Raw genomic sequence first — 17,404 nt, 5'->3', positions numbered from 1 at the left:
GGCTGTCGGTAGAGCTTTATAATATGGTACATATTTACCAGCGCTAATAAGCCATTAGTAAACGCAACAGGCACTGCACCAATAGCCACACCGTAAATAGTAAATACAATACAACCAAACATATTATACCAACGCAGTTTTACTACATCGGTCATTGTTAACGATGCAACCAAGAAAGCTGATGCAATATAACCTAAATATTCCCAACTCAATTGTTCTCTCCTACCCTTTAGGTTAGCATTACGCTAATGCTAACGTGTGGCACTTGTCAGTGTTACAACGTTTAATACCAATTCGCAATAATACTCAATCATTTTGTGGGGCTAAACGTGTCGCTACCTGCGTTAAAAAATGCTCATTTACGACTGCATGGATGCAGAAGGTAGAGCCATACAGGAGCAATTGCCGAGAACGACTAAATAGCTATTTTTTGCCTAGCTATCAACACGTTTTCCTAGCCTTAAAATTGATCACTTAATTATTAGGCTGATTGGTATAAAATAAAAAAACTAACTTGCTTAAAAAACCTTAAAAAGTATATTGGTTGTAGCCAATAGCTTCCTAAATCATTACACGGGAAATGAAGGTATTACGTACTTAGCAAGGCTAAATACAGTAGCAAGTTAGCGTAAATTCTTAGAGCCTTAATAATATCGTCATTAAGGTGTAATAAATAGGACAATTGTCCGAAGAGCATATTGATGTTTCAATACCATTTTTCTAGTTACCTTGTTGAACAATTACTCACTTTTGCAGGGAGTAGCTATCAACAATCAAAAAAAGAAGTGCTGATCCACCAAGATCAACCACTTAGTAAACTTGTGCTGGTGCGCAGCGGTACTATTTCATTTAGTTATGATGTAGGTAACGGACGCCGCCTATTATTAGGCCAATTAGATTGCAACAACACCCTAATTGGTGAAATAGAAGCACTAAACAATAACCCATGTATTTATACGGTCACCTGTTTTAGCGATGTAACCTATAATTTAATAGAGCTTCGCCACTGGCGAGCATTACTACTCGAAAAGCCAGAGCTGAGCTTATATACCGCGCAAACCATTGCGGCTAAGTTTCAAGAAAACCAAAAAATTAATTTAGATAAGTTACTGCTGCCTTTAAGCTACAACATAGCTAAAGACTGCTTACTACGCGCCGAGAACAATAATCCAACGCTACTGCGCGCATACCCAACCGTTAACGCCGAAGCAGAGCGCTTTGCAACCACTGAGCGAGCTTATCGCCGCGTAGTTACCGAGCTTGTTGAAAAAGGCTTAGTGCAGCGCAGCTCCCATGGGCTAAAAGCGGTCGATACGCAAAGTTTAAGTGATTACGTAGACAGTTTTGCGCAGCTGTAAAAAACAGACACAAAAAAAGGCCGTAATGGCCTTTTTTAGTTTTTATGGTATTTATTAGCACTGCGCTATAGCAGTAATTTATTTAAAACGAGTACACAAACACGCCCCCGCGCAAATAAACTCCTACTTAACGCTTTGGCAATTACTTATCTAATAAAATATCTTGGATATTTACTAAATCAGATTTACCTTCAATTATTTCATCTGGCGTTAAACCCGATAACTCATGCGGGAACACTAACCACTCTTCTGACTCATGAATAAAGTAATCTGGCACCATCTCTACTTTTGAGTTTTTAGGCTTATAGTACGGACATGCCACACGAATATCGCGTGGTAAGTTTAAGCGCATAAGCTCAGAAAGCTTTTCTTTTAGTGCAAATATACTGCGGCCAGAATCAAACACATCATCAACAATAAGCAGTGAGTCACCTGCATTAGCGTTTTCTACAATGTAGTGTAGGCCGTGTACTTTTATTTCTTTAGATTGCTTGCCAATACCGTAATAAGACGACGTACGCACCGCAATGTGATCAGTCTCAATGCCTTTGTAATCGTAGTATTCTTGCACAGCAATACCAATAGGTGCACCACCTCGCCAAATACCAATTATAAAGTCTGGACGAAAGCCATCTTTATAAACTTGTGCCGCTACGCGGAATGAATCTTCAAGTAGCTGTTGAGCTGTGATGTAGCACTTATCTGACATAGTTTAGAACCCCAGTGGTGAGTATAACATTTGAGTGTAGGCACTTTAGCCAATAATTAAACACCCAAACAGGTATTGGCGAAGGATTTTACCGTAAATAAAAATAAATTGCTTGCCTGCAAATAGCAAAATAGGCACCAATTGGTGCCTATTTTATGTATTAAACGCCTAGTTACGTACTATTAAGCTTTTTCTAACAATGTACGTGCCACTGTGCGCATACCTTGCGTAGTTGCACCTGCAGCCCATTGGCTGGTGTTACCCATATTAAATGCTGCAGCTAAATCAATGTGTACCCAACCTTTACCATCGTTTGGTACAAAGCGAGATAAAAAGCCTGCTGCATTTGATGCGCCGCCGTAACCGCCACCTTTTTGAGCGCGGCTATTTGCCGTATCAGCATATGGAGATGGGCAGTTTTGCTGGTGCCATTTTTCAAGCGGAAGAGGCCATGCAGCTTCCATTTCTTGCGATGCAAAGTCTTCTACTTCGCGTACCAGCTCTTTATCAAGGGCAAATAATGCGTTGTACTCTTGCCCTACAGCAACGAGTGCAGCACCGGTTAGTGTTGCCGCATCTATAATTAGCTCTGCGCCTGTTTCGCCTGCAGCCATTAGGCCATCGGCAAGCACTAAACGCCCTTCAGCATCGGTGTTTACAATTTCAACGGTTGTGCCATTTTTGTAGGTTAAAATATCACCTAGTTTGTAAGCGTGGCCCGAAATTAAGTTCTCTGCACAGCATAAAAACAGCTTAATGCGTTTTTCAATACCGCGATTAATAGCCAGTGCTAAACCCGCTGTTACCGTTGCCGCGCCACCCATGTCGCACTTCATTCCTAGCATACCTTCGCTAGATTTAATTGAGTAACCGCCAGAGTCAAACGTAATACCTTTACCTACAAGTGCTGCACTTACCGGTGCGTTTTCATCGCCTGTAGGGTTGTAATCAAGCTCAAGTAAAACAGGTGGACGCTCAGAGCCACGGCCCACAGCATGAATACCAATCCACTGTTGCTCTAATAACGCATCGCCTTTAATAATTTGATAGCTTACGTGTTCAGGCGCTAACGATTGAATAAATTCGGCGGCTTTTTCAGCAAGGCTTTCAGGGTAAATGTCATCGGCTGTACCGTTTACCATTTCTCGTGCCCACGTAGCTGAGGCTTTTAAATGCGCCAGCTCGTTTAGATCTGATTGTGCGTTATCAACAAATTCAACACCATGTAATGATTTAGGTGTTACAAACCCTTGGTAAAAAGCCCATTGGCTTTCTGTGCACCATGTATCGCCCGCAAGCTCAACCTGTTTAACACCTTGGCTTGCAATTGTTCGCGCCGCTTTTTGAACATTTTTTAATGTTTCTTGCTCAGATAAATGAACCGTTGCGCCTTGCTCGTTAAAAGACAACGCCGCGTTTTCGCCCCAATGGCTTGGTGCTGCTTGCTCGCTTAGTTGAACAGCAAATTTTTCACTCATGTTAGAATACCCTTACACTTAAATGTGCCACCGAGTTTACTATAGTGAGTACAAGTTCCCAACAGCTTGAGATAAATAACATAAACCAACGCATCTGCAGCGTTTAGCATTGGAATTTAAATGAAATACACCCCAGCTTTACAGCCCGCCACGTTATTAAAACGCTATAAACGCTTTTTAGCCGACCTCCAACTTAACGATGGAACTGAATTTACCGCCCACTGCGCCAACACCGGTAAAATGACAGGTTGCGCAGAGCCAGGTTTTAGCGCTTTTTATTCAACCAGCGATAACAGTAAACGAAAATACCCTCAGTCGTTAGAGCTCACTCAAAACTCCCTCTCGCAATTAATATGTGTTAATACCGCCGTGGCAAATAAAGTGGTCGAAGAGGCTATCAACAACCAGGTTATTACAGAGCTTAACGGCTATGAGCAGCTTCAAAGTGAAGTAAAATACGGCAGCGAAAACAGCCGTATCGACTTTTTACTCACCAGTGACAATAAACCCGCTTGCTATGTAGAGGTAAAATCAGTCACCTTGTTAAGCGAAACCGCACCACAAAGTGGGCAAGGCTACTTTCCGGATGCGCAAACCGTGCGTGGGCAAAAACACATTCGCGAATTAATAGAGATGATCGAACAAGGCCACCGCGCAGTATTACTGTTCGCTGTTTTGCACCAAGGTATTAATACGGTGAGTGCAGCAAGCCACATAGATAAAAAATACAGCGACTTATTAAACCACGCGATTAAAAAAGGCGTGGAGGTATACGCTTATAAAGCATCGATTTCGCCAAGTGAAGTAACGCTTAGTGAGAAAGTGGCCTTTAAATAAAAAATTTAACTTGCTTTTAAACTTTATGCCCATATAACTAGGCAAGTTTAAATACCTAAATAACGATTAATAAAGCATCAAAATTAAAATATGAGCCTTTTTAGTCAACACACTGGTTGAAGCTAATTCGATTAATTAAAAAATAAATTTGCCTAGGGTATAAGATTCTGCTATTTATACCGCCGGCTAATGCTGAGGCATTAAATTAAGGATTTAGGAGAGAGTTATGCCAGACCAACAAAGACATGGTTTATTGGCTCAAGCCGGTTTAGAACCATACCAAGAAAAGCCGGGCGAAGAGTATATGAATGAAGCACAACGTGCTCATTTTAAAGCGATTTTAGAAGCGTGGCGTAACGACTTACGTAATGAAGTTGACCGCACAAAATCGCATATGCAAGACGAAGCTGCCAACTTTCCTGATCCAGTTGACCGCGCTGCGCAAGAAGAAGAGTTCTCTTTAGAACTTCGTACTCGCGACCGCGAACGTAAACTGATCAAAAAAATTGAAAAAACAATTATCTTAATTAAAGAAGATGATTTTGGCTTTTGTGAGTCATGCGGAATCGAAATTGGTATTCGTCGTTTAGAGGCGCGTCCAACTGCAGATTTATGCGTAGACTGTAAAACCCTTGCAGAAATTAAAGAAAAACAAGCTGGGCGCGGTTAATTAAAATTAGTTAACTATGTCTCCTACAGCCGTTACCACGTCAAAGCGTGACTATCGCGGTCGATTTGCACCGTCTCCTTCTGGGCCACTTCACTTTGGCTCACTTGTGGCGGCTGTGGGCAGCTACCTTGATGCTAAAGTAAATCAGGGTAAATGGTTAGTGCGCATTGAAGACATAGACACCACCCGCGTGGTTAAAAATGCCGACACCCATATTCTAAATACCTTACAAGCCTACGGCCTTTACTGGGACGAATCCGTTGTTTATCAAACTCAGCGCCTACCTCTTTATCAAGAGGTAACAAATAAGCTGATCCACCAACAATGTGTATATGGTTGTCGCTGTTCTCGCAAACAAATAAAAGCCATGGGTGGCATTTACCAAGGTCACTGCAAAACGCTTAACTTATCAACAGAGCAAGGCGCACTTCGTCTTAGCCAACAGCACCCTACATGCCATTTTAACGATTTGATTCAAGGCGATATTACTGTAAATAGTGCATTAGCCCATGAAGATTACATAATAAAGCGCAGTGACGGATTATTTGCCTACCAGCTAGTGGTGGTTATTGATGACATTGAGCAAGGTATTAATCGTGTGGTACGTGGCGCCGATTTAATCGAGCCTACAGCACGGCAAATAAGTTTATTTAAACAGCTTAATGCGCCCATTCCCCAATACGCACATTTACCCCTTGCGGTGGCCGAGCCTGGTTTTAAACTCTCTAAACAAAATTATGCGCCCGCTATTAGCACAGACAATCCAAAACCTGCGCTTATTGATGCGTTTGAATTTTTAAACTTACCTGTACATAGCCAATTGAATGATTTGTCTGTAGAGCAATTAATTACGTGGGCTATTAACGAATTTAGCTTAACAGCGGTGCCAAACATACCCGAAATTCAAATTTCGCAAGGTCAGCATCCAAACAGCACTAAATTTACGCATTTAAGCAAATAAAAAACTTAAAAACGGCTTAATTTAAGTCCATCAACTTAATTTTTATACCGCGCTGGTATATGATAGCCGCCTAAATAGAGGCTATTTACAATAAATACAAAGCACCGCACTATAATACCTAATTTATGTGCTTTTTGATTGCGATGACCAGCCAATCATCATTTCTGTAGGAGACAGATTATTATTTCCAAGCTTTTTCAATTTTGCAGGCAAATAATCGGCCCAAATGCCGATGTGCAAAGCACTCAAACAAGTGATGAACCGGTTGTTGTAACACGCGGCGAACATGGTATTTCACGTAAACAATTTAGCCCAAATGCAATCAAAGTACTTTACCGTTTAAAAGACGGTGGTTACGACGCTTACCTTGTAGGTGGTTGTATTCGCGATATATTGTTAGGTCAACAACCAAAAGACTTTGACGTTGTTACCAATGCCACCCCAGAGCAAGTTAAAAAACTATTTAGAAATTGCCGCCTAATTGGTCGTCGTTTTCGATTAGCACATATTGTTTTTGGTCGCGAAATTATAGAAGTAGCCACCATGCGCGGGCACCACGAAGCGCAAGAAGACAAAAACCAAATTAGCCAATCAAGCGAGCACGGGCAGTTACTGCGCGATAACGTGTTTGGTAGCATTGAAGAAGACGCCGAGCGCCGTGATTTTTCTATCAACGCGCTGTATTACTCTATTAACGATTTTTGTATATACGATTACGCCAATGGCTTAGCGGCCATACAAGCAAAACAAATTGAGTTAATTGGCGACCCAGAAACACGCTACCGCGAAGACCCTGTACGTATGCTACGTGCGGTACGCTTTGCAACTAAGCTTGATATGAGCATAGCGCCAAAAAGCGAAAAGCCAATTACTGCGCTTGCCAGCCTACTTGATAACATACCGCCAGCGCGTTTATTTGAAGAAGTTCTAAAGCTGTTTTTAAACGGTAAAGCCGAAGCTAACTATTTAATGCTACGCCAATACGGCTTATTTAAGTCGTTATTTCCGGTGCTTGATAAAATTTTAGATAAAAACCCTGACGGCTTAGAAGCTGCGTTTATTCAGCAAATGTTTCAAAACACCGATAAACGCATTAATGCAGATAAAAAAGTAACGCCTGCGTTTATATTTGCTGCTTTAATGTGGTTTCCGCTGCTTGAGCGCACAACTAAAATTAAACAACAAGAACAGCTGTCTTACTTTGATGCCTTTGCTCAAGCCATGAATAAAGTACTGAGCGAAAATGCCCAACATATAGCAGTACCTAAACGCTTTACCTTAGGCGCACGCGACATTTGGCATATACAGCAACGCTTAGATAAACGTGCCGGCCAACGCGCTTACAGACTTACCCAGCAGCCACGATTTAAAGCCGCTTATGACTTTTTATTATTACGAGTGGATGCCGGTGAGCACCAACATAGTGAGCTTGCCCAGTGGTGGACACAATACTTGAGCCTAGATATTAATGGCCAAAAAGAAATGGTAAAAAACCTAGGCCACCAAGGTGGACCAAAACCACGTAAACGTCCGCGCCGCCGCACCACTAAAAAGCCAGCTGAGTAATTGCATGCAGTGTGTATATTTGGGTTTAGGTGCCAACCTAAACTCACCCAAAGAGCAGCTTGATAACGCCGTTTGTGCGCTTAAAAAGCTGCCTCATTGTGAATTTATAAGTGTATCGCATTACTATGCAAGCAAACCAATGGGCCCACAAGATCAACCCGACTATGTAAATGCCGTAGCGTGTATTAAAACCGCGCTTGAACCTGAGCAATTACTTGATTTAACTCAAGCCATAGAGCTTGAACATGGGCGGGTAAGAAAAGCCGAACGTTGGGGGCCGCGTACGCTCGATATAGATACCTTACTGTTTGGTCAGCAAGTGATTAATACCCAGCGCTTAACTGTGCCACATTATGGCCTGTGCGAACGTGAGTTTGTAGTTTACCCTTTACTTGAGCTTGCCCCAGAACTGATTTTACCAAGCGGCATTGCATTAAAAACCATTGCGCAAGACTTACCGCTCAACGACTTACAACAATTACCTCTGTAATTAACCAAGGCTTATGCCTGCGAGGATATTATGTCTAAAATAACCGTTTCTACTTTAAATAAAATGAAAGCAGAAAATAACAAAATCACCGCATTAACCGCTTACGATGCCAGTTTTGCGAAGTTATTTCATGATAACGGTGTGGACGTTATTTTAGTTGGCGATTCTTTGGGCATGGTGCTGCAAGGTGGCGACGATACCCTAGGCGTAACCAATCAAGATATAGCCTATCATACCCGCTGTGTACGCGGTGGCAGCCGTGAGCTTTTTGTAATAGCCGATATGCCTTTTATGAGCTATTCAAACGTTAGCGACACCTGTAAAAACGCAGCAGAGTTAATGCGTGCAGGCGCTAATATGGTAAAACTTGAAGGCGGTGAATGGCTTTACGACAGCATTAAAAGTTTAACGCAGCAAGGTATTCCTGTTTGCGGCCATTTAGGATTAACGCCGCAATCAGTACACGTATTTGGTGGCTTTAAAATTCAAGGCCGCGAAGACGACAAAGCGCAAAAAATGATTGATGATGCAAAAGCCCTAGAAGCCGCAGGTGCCCAATTATTAGTGCTTGAGTGTATCCCAAGTGTTCTCGCTAAACGCATTACCGATGCCGTCACCATTCCTACCATAGGTATTGGCGCTGGTAATGTAACGGATGGCCAAATACTGGTAATGCACGACTTAGTCGGTATTTCGGCAGGATACATTCCTAAATTCTCTAAAAACTTTTTACTGGAAACTGGCAACATGCCAGATGCAGTTAAAAAATATTGTTCAGACGTTAAAAGTGGCGCGTTTCCAAGCGCCGAACATGAGTTTAAATAATGCAGTCAATTACTGAAATTAAATCATTACGTAGTCAAATTAAAGCTTGGCGCCAAGCAGGTTTAAGCGTGGCTTTAGTGCCAACCATGGGCAACTTACACCGCGGCCACTTTTCATTGGTTGAAAAAGCAAAAACAATGGCCGATAAAGTGGTTGTGAGTATTTTTGTCAACCCAATGCAATTTGGTGCCAACGAAGATTTAGATAGCTACCCGCGTACATTAAACGAAGACAAACAAGGCTTAGCCGACTTAAACACCGATATTGTGTTTACCCCAAGCGTAGACACCATTTACCCAAATGGGCTTGGTGAGCAAAGCTTTGTAGATGTACCAGGCGTATCTATGGGGTATTGTGGCGGCACGCGCCCAGGACACTTTAGAGGCGTTGCCACAGTAGTGACTAAGTTATTTAATTTAGTACAACCAGATTATGCATGCTTTGGCGAAAAAGACTTTCAGCAGCTGCAAGTGATTAAAACCATGGTACGCGATTTATCAATTCCGGTTGAAATTGTTGGTGTACCGACCATGCGTGAAGTTTCAGGCCTAGCTATGAGCTCGCGAAATGGCTATTTATCTGCAGAGCAAAAAGCCACGGCTACCGCATTATTTAAAACACTAAACAGTTGCGCTGAGCAGCTCAAAGCAGGCAATACCGATTACAAAGCACTTGAGCAAAGCGCACAGCTTAGTTTAGAGCAAGCCGGCTTAAAGCCTGATTATTTTGAGATAGCTCAACGAGATACATTAAAAGCTGCTACACTTGATGATACACAACTTGTTATTTTAGCTGCCGCCTTTTTAGGCAATGTTAGATTAATCGACAACTTACAAGTTGAGATTTAACAAAAGCGCAGTTCAACGTTAAGGATAAGCATGCAAACATTTATTAAAACGAGTGCCCTCGCCCTTTCATTTTCATTGTTAGCAGCTTGCCAAAATCAAGTGAAAAACCCTGAGTTAAACCAATGCGCACAACAAAACTATCAGTGCGAAAATAGTTGCGATCAGCAATCGATTGACAAAGGTTTAAAACAGCAAGTGTGCTCTGCCAAATGTGTAGAGAGCTATAATCAGTGTAAAGCACAAGCGCAAAAGCTGACTGATCTGTAATCGCTTTTAGTAACTTAGTCTGTTTTACGCTTTAAAATTTTACACACAAAAAAACCGCTCATTGAGCGGTTTTTTTATTGGTTGGGCTTAAATTATAAACCTAACTTTTTAAGCTCTGCTTCTACTAACTTAGCAGATAGTGGTACGTAACCATCTTTTTCAACGATTTTTTGACCGTCTTTAGAAAGTACCATTTTTAAGAACTCAGCTTCAATTGGAGAAAGCGGCTTATTAGGGTGCTTGTTCACGTAAACGTATAAGAATCGAGAAAGTGGGTATTTACCTTTAGCAACATTATCAAGCGTTGCATCTACGTAGTTAGTGCCTTTTTTAGATAAAGGAACCGTACGTACACCCGACGTTTTGTAACCAATGCCTGAGTAACCAATCGCATTTAATGAAGATGAGATTGACTGTACAACAGAGGCTGAACCTGGTTGCTCATTTACGTTGTTACGGAAGTCACCTTTACACAGTGCTTTCTTTTTAAAGTAACCGTAAGTACCTGATACAGAGTTACGTCCGTATAATTGAATGTCTTTTGCAGCCCAGTCGCCCGTTAGGCCAACATCGCTCCAGCGGTTAACTTGCTCAGACGCACCACATTTACGAGTAGATGAAAAAATAGCATCTACTTGGTCAATACGTAAGCCTTCAATTGGGTTATCTTTGTGTACAAATACCGCTAATGCATCAATCGCTACACGCACTTCTGTAGGCTTGTAACCGTAGCGTTTTTCAAACGCTTCGATTTCTTTTGATTTCATTTTACGGCTCATAGGACCCATGTTAGAGGTGCCTTCGGTAAGCGCTGGTGGAGCAGTAGACGAACCTGCCGCTTGAATTTGAATATTTACATTTGGGTAAATACGTTTGTACTCTTCAGCCCAAAAAGTCATCATGTTAGCTAAAGTATCAGAGCCTACAGATGAAAAGTTACCTGAAACGCCGTTAATTTTTTGATATTCAGGAATTGCGTCGTCAAGAGCAACAGCCTGTGCAGATACTAATGTTGTAACAGCCACACCCATTGCGGCAACTAAGTTTTTAAATTTCATGCGGGGTTCTCCGATTTGTTCGTCCCATTTCCTAACTGCCGTCTACTGTAAAGTGAGTAGATGACAGTTACATTACTCTTAAATGACACTTTTATGACTTTGCTTTTTATTACCTTTAACTTGCTAAGTTAACAAGCTTATCCTTTGAAAAGTCGAAAGAAAAACACGAGCCTTTACCAAGCTCACTGCTTATATTTAATTTACTATCGTGACGTGTAAGCACATGTTTAGTAATTGCTAAGCCTAAACCGGAGCCACCGGTTGTGCGACTCCTTGCTTTATCTACGCGGTAAAAGCGCTCAGTTAAACGATTTATATGCTCTGGTGCAATACCATCGCCATTATCATTTACACTAAAGTGCGCAAGCCCCTCTTTACGCTGCCAGGTAACAACAATTTTCCCGCCCGCTTTAGTGTAATGTATAGCGTTAAACACTAAATTAGAAAACGCACTGCGTAGCTCATCTTCAGAGCCTTTAATATCAAGCTCATTATCTATATCAAAAATAAGCTCATGGCCTTTCTCTTGGTTTATAGATTCCGCTTCGGTTTTAATGTAGTTGAGCATTTGCGGCACATTAATGGCTTTGTCGTTGTCTTGCCTACGCGCCCCTTCAATACGCGAAAGTGATAAAAGCTGATTAACTAAGCTGTCCATACGCTTACATTGCTCAAGCATGGTATTTTGCGCTTTATTCCACATTGCAGGCGGTGGCATCATATCGCCATCCATCATCTCAAGGTAGCCAGTAACAACCGTAAGCGGCGTACGCAACTCATGCGATACATTGGCAACAAAGTCTTTGCGCATTTGCTCTAGCTGCTTTAGGCGTGTTACATCACGTACTACCACCATAAGCTGCGTGTTGGCATACGGCATTACCCTAAATTCAAGCACTTGGTCAACAATATGCCCGTTATCAAGCTCTAATGGCTCTTCAAATTCACCGCGCAGCATGTACTTGGCAAATTTAGGTTCGCGTATTAGGTTATCTAGGCGCTGGCCATGATCGGTCGGCCACTGTAGCCCCAATACTTTAAGTGCAAGTTGGTTACACCAAACAATGCTTAAATCACTTTGCAACACCACTACGGCATCGGGTACGGCTTCAGCTCCATCGCGAAAGCGACGAATTAAATCGGCCAGTTCATTGCGTTTTTTACGATTACGGTGCTGTAAATGATAAATGCCTTCAAATACTTGTTCCCACGCACCCTCGCCCTCTGGTGGGTTAAAGCTACGTTGATTTAAAAGCCAATCGCTTAAGCGATAAAGTTGATGATAATGCCAGACTAAAAGAGAAGAAGTGCCTAAAAATAAAAGCAAAAAAGGTGCACCAATAAGCACACCAACTAATAACAGGGGTAAAAAATAGATAAACAGACGTTTTACTAACGCCTGTTTATTAATAACTCGATACATACACTCACTTTACCTTTGAGTAGTAATTTATGCGTACTCACACCCTAGCTGCGGTACCTTATAATTTACTAGAAAAACGATAACCTGCACCACGTACTGTTTGTACTAAGCGATCATGCCCCAGCGGTGCAATAGCTTTGCGTAAACGACGTATGTGCACATCAACTGTACGGTCTTCTACGTACACATTAGTTCCCCAAACATGGTCAAGCAGTTGTTCACGGCTATAAACACGCTCTGGGTGAGTCATAAAAAAATGTAATAATCTAAATTCGGTTGGGCCCATATCAAGCTCGCTTCCCTCAGAGGTAACGCGGTGCGATATTGGGTCTAAACGCAAGCCATGTACTTCTATGGCTTCTTCTAATGAGGTAGGCGATACACGGCGAATAACCGCTTTAATACGAGCCATTAACTCTTTAGGAGAAAAAGGTTTAGTGACGTAGTCATCTGCCCCCACTTCTAGGCCGCGTACTTTGTCTTCTTCTTCGCCGCGGGCTGTAAGCATAATGATTGGAATTTGGCGTGTGTATTCACTTTGCTTAAATTGCTTAGCAATTTGAATACCGCTACCGCCTGGTAACATCCAATCGAGTAAAACCATATCTGGGTATGGTTCAACCATAGCTGCAATTGCAGAATCGTAATCTTCTGCTTCAATTGCTTGAAATCCATTTTGCTCTAAAACAAAAACTAACATCTCTCTGATAGGAGCTTCATCATCTACGACTAGTACTTTACGTGACATTCCAAATTATCTCTTACGCTATCGAATTAGTTTTCATTATTATGACTAAGTATGACATTTTTATGAAAGTGTAACGTGTAAATTAAAATCCTGGTAAAAAAAACACAAAATAGTGACAAAAAACCTCATTAACGTCATATTTTTAAAACTATTTTGCAAATTACGGTTAATCAAAACATATTTACAAAAAGATGACAGTTTTATTTCTGAGTAGATATTCATGGCGGGATCATTACTTTACTAACACAGTAAAAAAACCAGATACGAAACTGAGTTTGCACTGGAAGATGTCATTACGTGGTTAAAAATAGATCTGTTTTTTACTAAGCAGCCTATAAAAAGATCAGATTTTTACTAAGCCGATCGGGTTTGGGATCACGGTTATACTTAGTCAAACAACTAAGCATCTGATCTATTGTACAAATAAAAAACGATCTGATTGATTGAGCGCCTAACGTGGCGTAAATTTATGCGCTAGTTGGTAAATAAATGATCCGAATGCGGGGCGGTTAGTAAATCAGTGATCCCATTTTATTAAGTTGGTACAACAGTGATCCCAGTGCTTTGCGGTATAAAAAAACCAGCTGGATTACGCCAGCTGGTTTTTATAACGCTATTTATTAATCAAAGATCATTATTTAATTTGTGGGTCTAACTCACCACTTAAATATTTAAGGTGCATGTCATCAAGTGAAATTGGCTTAATTTTACCTGCTTGACCAGCTGTACCAAACGCGTTGTAACGCGCAACACAAATCTCTGTCATTGCTTTAGTTGCTTCTGCTAGGTATTTACGCGGATCGAAGTTAGATGGGTTAAGCGCCATATGACGGCGAATAGCACCGGTAGAGGCCAGGCGTAAATCGGTATCAATATTTACTTTACGTACACCGTATTTGATCCCTTCTACAATTTGCTCAACAGGTACGCCATACGTTTCAGGAATTTCGCCACCGTATTGATTTATGATCTCTAACCACTCTTGTGGTACAGACGACGATCCGTGCATTACTAAGTGCGTGTTCGGGATACGTGCGTGAATTTCTTTAATACGATCAATCGCTAAAATGTCATCTGTGGGTGGGCGCGTAAATTTGTACGCACCGTGCGATGTTCCACAAGCAATTGCCAAGGCATCAACATGGGTTTTATTTACAAAATCAGCGGCTTCTTCTGGGTCGGTAAGCATTTGATCAGTAGTTAGTTTACCTTCTGCGCCTACACCATCTTCTTCGCCCGCTTCACCGGTTTCAAGTGAGCCAAGTACACCTAGCTCGCCCTCTACCGATACGCCACAAGCATGTGCCATAGCCACGGTTTCGCGTGTTACTTCTACATTATATTCGTAGCTTGATGGGGTTTTTCCGTCAGTCATTAATGAGCCATCCATCATAACTGATGAAAAGCCAAGTTGAATTGAGCGTTGGCAAACACCGGGTGAGGTACCGTGATCTTGGTGCATTACTACTGGAATGTGCGGCCATTCTTCAACGGCTGCTAAAATCATGTGGCGGATAAATGGAGCACCAGCATAAGCACGTGCGCCTGCTGATCCTTGAACAATTACTGGGCTGTTTGTTTTATCAGCCGCTTCCATTATTGCGCGCATTTGCTCTTGGTTATTCACGTTAAAGGCTGGAACGCCGTAACCGTGTTCAGCTGCATGATCTAAAAGTTGTCGCATACTGATTAAAGCCATTGGGTATTCTCCAATTTATCGACAGCAGTCTCCTGCCATCTAGTTTGAACGGATATGTTAGTTTGACGCAATCACTGCGCCACAAAATAAAGCAATTTACACTGCTTAGTTTTGTCTTAATTAACTATTAAATAAGGGTGAGAGGTATTTAATAATTAATCGTTGGTGAGGGTTTCCCCTCACCTAATGCGGCTAAAAATTTATTATTTAGCGCGCGACTCTAGCATTTCTACTGCTGGAAGTTTTTTGCCTTCTAAAAACTCTAAGAACGCACCACCACCGGTAGAAATGTAAGATACTTTATCGGCAATGCCGTATTTATCAATTGCCGCTAAAGTGTCACCACCGCCTGCAATCGAAAACGCATTAGAGTTAGCAATTGCCTGAGCAATAGCACGTGTACCATTACCAAACTGATCAAACTCAAATACGCCAACTGGGCCATTCCATACAACAGTACCGGCGTTTGCAATAATTTTTGCAAGCTGGCTGGCTGTATCAGGGCCAATATCAAAAATCATGTCATCGCTTGTTACTTCGCTTACATCTTTAAGCGTAGCGACTGCAGAGTCTGAAAATTCATTACCTACTACAACATCAGTCGGTACCGGAATTTCACCATCGTTTGCTTTAGCTGCTGCACATAAACGATTTGCTTCATCCATTAAATCAGCTTCATAAAGTGATTTACCAACCGGATGACCCGCAGCAGCAATAAAGGTATTAGCAATACCGCCACCTGTTACAAGCTGATCTACAATCGTTGAAAGCGAGTCTAAAACGGTTAATTTAGTTGAGACTTTAGAACCACCTACAATGGCCACCAATGGACGTGCTGGGTTATCTAGTGCTTTACCTAGTGCTTCAAGTTCTGCTGATAATAACGGGCCAGCACAGGCAACATCTGCAAATAAGCCAACGCCATGAGTAGACGCTTGTGCGCGGTGAGCGGTGCCAAATGCATCCATTACATACACATCACACAGGGCAGCAAGTTGTTTTGATAAGGCTTCGTCGTTTTTCTTCTCGCCTTTATTAAATCGTACGTTTTCAAATACAACTACTTCGTTATCGGCAACTTCAACGCCGTTTAGGTAGTCTTTTTCAAGGCGTACATTTTGCTCAAGTGCATCGTTTAGGTAATCGGCTACAGGGGCAAGTGAAAATTCGTCATCGTACTCGCCTTCCGTAGGGCGACCAAGGTGCGACATAACCATTACTTTAGCGCCTTTTTCAAGAGCTAGCTTAATAGTAGGCAGTGCAGCACGAATACGTGCATCTGAGGTCACTTTACCTGCTTTAACTGGTACATTTAAATCTTCACGAATTAATACGCGCTTGCCGTTTAAATCTAAATCTGCCATTTTTATGACCGACATAACATCTCCTTAGTTAACGATACTTGAACCTGAAAAATAAATTTTAAAATTATTATAAAATGCTTACTGAGCCATCATCGCACGTGCTGTATCTAGCATGCGATTGGCAAAACCCCATTCGTTATCACACCAAACAAGTAACTTTATCAGGCGTTTGTGACTAACACGTGTCTGCGTGCCATCAATAATACAAGAATGTGGGTCGTGATTAAAATCAACCGATACTAATGGCTCTTCGGTGTAACTTAAAATACCTTCTAAGCGGTCTTTAGCTTGGGCTTTAAGTGCCGTATTTACCGCCTTTAAATCTACATCGGCATTTACTGTAACACTTAAATCCATTGCCGTTACGTTAATTGTCGGCACGCGAACCGCAATGGCTTCAAAGCGCCCTTCAAATTTGGGTAAAATGCGGTCTATTCCTCGTGCTAATTTTGTATCAACTGGAATAATAGACTGACTCGCAGCGCGGGTACGACGTAAATCATGATGGTACGCATCAATCACTTGCTGATCGTTCATCGACGCGTGAATAGTGGTAATAGCGCCCGATTCAATGCCAAACGCATCATCTAGCACTTTAATAACAGGCACCACACAGTTTGTAGTACATGAGCCGTTAGATACTATAGTGTGCTCGCGTTTGAGCTCATCATCGTTAATGCCATACACAATGGTGGCATCTACATCGTTATCAGCTGGGTGCGAAAACAACACCTTTTTAGCACCCGCAGTAATGTGTAATTGTGCATGCTCGCGCGAGTGATAAACACCGGTACATTCAAGTACTACATCTACATCAAGGGTTTGCCAAGGTAATTCTACTGGGTTTTCTTCACAAAATAGTGCAATGGTATCGCCTGCAACGCTAATGGTGTCTTCACCAAGTTTTACAGGAAAAGAAAAACGACCGTGGGACGTATCGTATTTTAATAAATGAGCAATAGCTTCAGGGTCAGCAAGTTCGTTAATCGCAACAATTTTTATCTCGTCGCTCAAACCTGACTCGTACAACGCGCGGACAATATTTCGACCAATACGACCAAAACCATTAATTGCAAGTTTGATTGCCATGAAATATAAAATCC

18 protein-coding genes are annotated in these 17,404 nt (G+C 41.8%); 9 read left to right on the top strand and 9 right to left on the bottom strand.

The genetic code is table 11. The annotated features are described in order from the left end of the window. Positions 1–212, bottom strand: a 212-nt coding sequence (locus B2R65_RS12125) for a uroporphyrinogen decarboxylase (RefSeq protein WP_286742994.1), incomplete at its 3' end; no start/stop codon positions are given. A 489-nt stretch (positions 213–701) separates the two neighbouring features. Here B2R65_RS12125 and B2R65_RS12120 point away from each other — a divergent pair. Continuing rightward, positions 702–1,358 (top strand): Crp/Fnr family transcriptional regulator, encoded by a 657-nt coding sequence (locus tag B2R65_RS12120; protein WP_004586096.1) that lies wholly within the window; start codon positions 702–704, stop codon positions 1,356–1,358. Between the two features lie 142 nt (positions 1,359–1,500). On the opposite strand, the gene B2R65_RS12115 is transcribed toward B2R65_RS12120, so the two are convergent. Together B2R65_RS12115 and pepB are read right to left on the bottom strand one after the other, a co-directional pair. Beyond that, on the bottom strand, positions 1,501–2,067 hold the full coding sequence (locus B2R65_RS12115; protein WP_004586095.1) for a phosphoribosyltransferase: 567 nt from the start codon (positions 2,065–2,067) through the stop codon (positions 1,501–1,503). A gap of 182 nt (positions 2,068–2,249) precedes the next feature. Beyond that, positions 2,250–3,545, bottom strand: coding sequence for an aminopeptidase PepB (pepB, locus tag B2R65_RS12110; protein ID WP_286742991.1), 1,296 nt, complete (start codon positions 3,543–3,545; stop codon positions 2,250–2,252). Between the two features lie 120 nt (positions 3,546–3,665). Between pepB and sfsA the strand changes: the two genes are divergently transcribed. The 8 genes from sfsA to B2R65_RS12070 all read left to right on the top strand — a co-directional run bounded on the left by sfsA (position 3,666) and on the right by B2R65_RS12070 (position 10,009). Continuing rightward, positions 3,666–4,382 carry a DNA/RNA nuclease SfsA gene (sfsA, locus tag B2R65_RS12105; protein WP_096739155.1) on the top strand — a complete coding sequence of 239 codons (717 nt, stop codon included), beginning with the start codon at positions 3,666–3,668 and terminating at the stop codon, positions 4,380–4,382. 226 nt (positions 4,383–4,608) lie between these two features. Beyond that, positions 4,609–5,052 carry an RNA polymerase-binding protein DksA gene (gene dksA, locus B2R65_RS12100; protein WP_004586092.1) on the top strand — a complete coding sequence of 148 codons (444 nt, stop codon included), beginning with the start codon at positions 4,609–4,611 and terminating at the stop codon, positions 5,050–5,052. Positions 5,053–5,068: 16 nt separating this feature from the next. Beyond that, a complete protein-coding gene (gene gluQRS / locus B2R65_RS12095; protein WP_286742986.1) occupies positions 5,069–6,013 on the top strand; it encodes a tRNA glutamyl-Q(34) synthetase GluQRS in 945 nt (314 codons plus the stop codon). Between the two features lie 234 nt (positions 6,014–6,247). Further along, positions 6,248–7,579 (top strand): polynucleotide adenylyltransferase PcnB, encoded by a 1,332-nt coding sequence (gene pcnB, locus B2R65_RS12090; protein WP_004586090.1) that lies wholly within the window; start codon positions 6,248–6,250, stop codon positions 7,577–7,579. Positions 7,580–7,583: 4 nt separating this feature from the next. Continuing rightward, positions 7,584–8,069, top strand: coding sequence for a 2-amino-4-hydroxy-6-hydroxymethyldihydropteridine diphosphokinase (gene folK, locus B2R65_RS12085; protein ID WP_029773910.1), 486 nt, complete (start codon positions 7,584–7,586; stop codon positions 8,067–8,069). 30 nt (positions 8,070–8,099) lie between these two features. Further along, entirely contained in the window at positions 8,100–8,894 is a 795-nt protein-coding gene (gene panB / locus B2R65_RS12080; RefSeq protein WP_024033191.1) for a 3-methyl-2-oxobutanoate hydroxymethyltransferase, read from the top strand. After that, positions 8,894–9,742, top strand: a complete 849-nt coding sequence (gene panC / locus B2R65_RS12075) for a pantoate--beta-alanine ligase (RefSeq protein WP_004586087.1) — start codon at positions 8,894–8,896, stop codon at positions 9,740–9,742. Before panB ends, panC begins: the two co-directional genes overlap by 1 nt. Before the next feature lie 30 nt (positions 9,743–9,772). Beyond that, positions 9,773–10,009, top strand: a complete 237-nt coding sequence (locus B2R65_RS12070; protein WP_024033192.1) for a hypothetical protein — start codon at positions 9,773–9,775, stop codon at positions 10,007–10,009. A gap of 92 nt (positions 10,010–10,101) precedes the next feature. Here the strand turns inward: B2R65_RS12070 and B2R65_RS12065 are convergent, their stop codons facing one another. The 6 genes from B2R65_RS12065 to epd form a co-directional block, all read right to left on the bottom strand. Next, positions 10,102–11,067, bottom strand: coding sequence for a PstS family phosphate ABC transporter substrate-binding protein (locus B2R65_RS12065; RefSeq protein ID WP_004586085.1), 966 nt, complete (start codon positions 11,065–11,067; stop codon positions 10,102–10,104). A 115-nt stretch (positions 11,068–11,182) separates the two neighbouring features. Then, complete coding sequence (gene phoR, locus B2R65_RS12060) at positions 11,183–12,490, bottom strand: phosphate regulon sensor histidine kinase PhoR (protein WP_286742981.1); 1,308 nt, start codon at positions 12,488–12,490, stop codon at positions 11,183–11,185. Positions 12,491–12,548: 58 nt separating this feature from the next. After that, the gene (gene phoB / locus B2R65_RS12055; RefSeq protein WP_004586083.1) at positions 12,549–13,238 is read right to left on the bottom strand and encodes a phosphate regulon transcriptional regulator PhoB; all 690 of its coding nucleotides are present in this window, start codon (positions 13,236–13,238) and stop codon (positions 12,549–12,551) included. A 634-nt stretch (positions 13,239–13,872) separates the two neighbouring features. Beyond that, positions 13,873–14,937 (bottom strand): class II fructose-bisphosphate aldolase, encoded by a 1,065-nt coding sequence (gene fba / locus B2R65_RS12050; RefSeq protein WP_004586082.1) that lies wholly within the window; start codon positions 14,935–14,937, stop codon positions 13,873–13,875. 203 nt (positions 14,938–15,140) lie between these two features. Then, a complete protein-coding gene (locus B2R65_RS12045; protein WP_004586081.1) occupies positions 15,141–16,316 on the bottom strand; it encodes a phosphoglycerate kinase in 1,176 nt (391 codons plus the stop codon). Positions 16,317–16,379: 63 nt separating this feature from the next. Beyond that, the gene (gene epd, locus B2R65_RS12040) at positions 16,380–17,390 is read right to left on the bottom strand and encodes an erythrose-4-phosphate dehydrogenase (RefSeq protein WP_024033193.1); all 1,011 of its coding nucleotides are present in this window, start codon (positions 17,388–17,390) and stop codon (positions 16,380–16,382) included. Positions 17,391–17,404 lie beyond the last annotated feature (14 nt).

This window comes from Pseudoalteromonas sp. UBA2102, from assembly GCF_002331165.1.
Classification (GTDB): domain Bacteria; phylum Pseudomonadota; class Gammaproteobacteria; order Enterobacterales; family Alteromonadaceae; genus Pseudoalteromonas; species Pseudoalteromonas atlantica.
Note: the sequence above shows the minus strand (reverse complement) of the source record. Positions and strands in the feature narration are given on the sequence as shown.

Bases quoted from the DNA above. Each gene is read 5' to 3' on its own strand.
- panB (WP_024033191.1), top strand. From the start codon at position 8,100: ATGTCTAAAATAACCGTTTCTACTTTAAATAAAATGAAAGCAGAAAAT.
- folK (WP_029773910.1), top strand. From the start codon at position 7,584: ATGCAGTGTGTATATTTGGGTTTAGGTGCCAACCTAAACTCACCCAAA.
- B2R65_RS12115 (WP_004586095.1), bottom strand. From the start codon at position 2,067: ATGTCAGATAAGTGCTACATCACAGCTCAACAGCTACTTGAAGATTCA.
- panC (WP_004586087.1), top strand. From the start codon at position 8,894: ATGCAGTCAATTACTGAAATTAAATCATTACGTAGTCAAATTAAAGCT.
- gluQRS (WP_286742986.1), top strand. From the start codon at position 5,069: ATGTCTCCTACAGCCGTTACCACGTCAAAGCGTGACTATCGCGGTCGA.
- B2R65_RS12070 (WP_024033192.1), top strand. From the start codon at position 9,773: ATGCAAACATTTATTAAAACGAGTGCCCTCGCCCTTTCATTTTCATTG.
- pepB (WP_286742991.1), bottom strand. From the start codon at position 3,545: ATGAGTGAAAAATTTGCTGTTCAACTAAGCGAGCAAGCAGCACCAAGC.
- sfsA (WP_096739155.1), top strand. From the start codon at position 3,666: ATGAAATACACCCCAGCTTTACAGCCCGCCACGTTATTAAAACGCTAT.
- epd (WP_024033193.1), bottom strand. From the start codon at position 17,390: ATGGCAATCAAACTTGCAATTAATGGTTTTGGTCGTATTGGTCGAAAT.
- B2R65_RS12120 (WP_004586096.1), top strand. From the start codon at position 702: ATGTTTCAATACCATTTTTCTAGTTACCTTGTTGAACAATTACTCACT.
- B2R65_RS12065 (WP_004586085.1), bottom strand. From the start codon at position 11,067: ATGAAATTTAAAAACTTAGTTGCCGCAATGGGTGTGGCTGTTACAACA.
- B2R65_RS12045 (WP_004586081.1), bottom strand. From the start codon at position 16,316: ATGTCGGTCATAAAAATGGCAGATTTAGATTTAAACGGCAAGCGCGTA.
- phoR (WP_286742981.1), bottom strand. From the start codon at position 12,490: ATGTATCGAGTTATTAATAAACAGGCGTTAGTAAAACGTCTGTTTATC.
- fba (WP_004586082.1), bottom strand. From the start codon at position 14,937: ATGGCTTTAATCAGTATGCGACAACTTTTAGATCATGCAGCTGAACAC.
- dksA (WP_004586092.1), top strand. From the start codon at position 4,609: ATGCCAGACCAACAAAGACATGGTTTATTGGCTCAAGCCGGTTTAGAA.
- phoB (WP_004586083.1), bottom strand. From the start codon at position 13,238: ATGTCACGTAAAGTACTAGTCGTAGATGATGAAGCTCCTATCAGAGAG.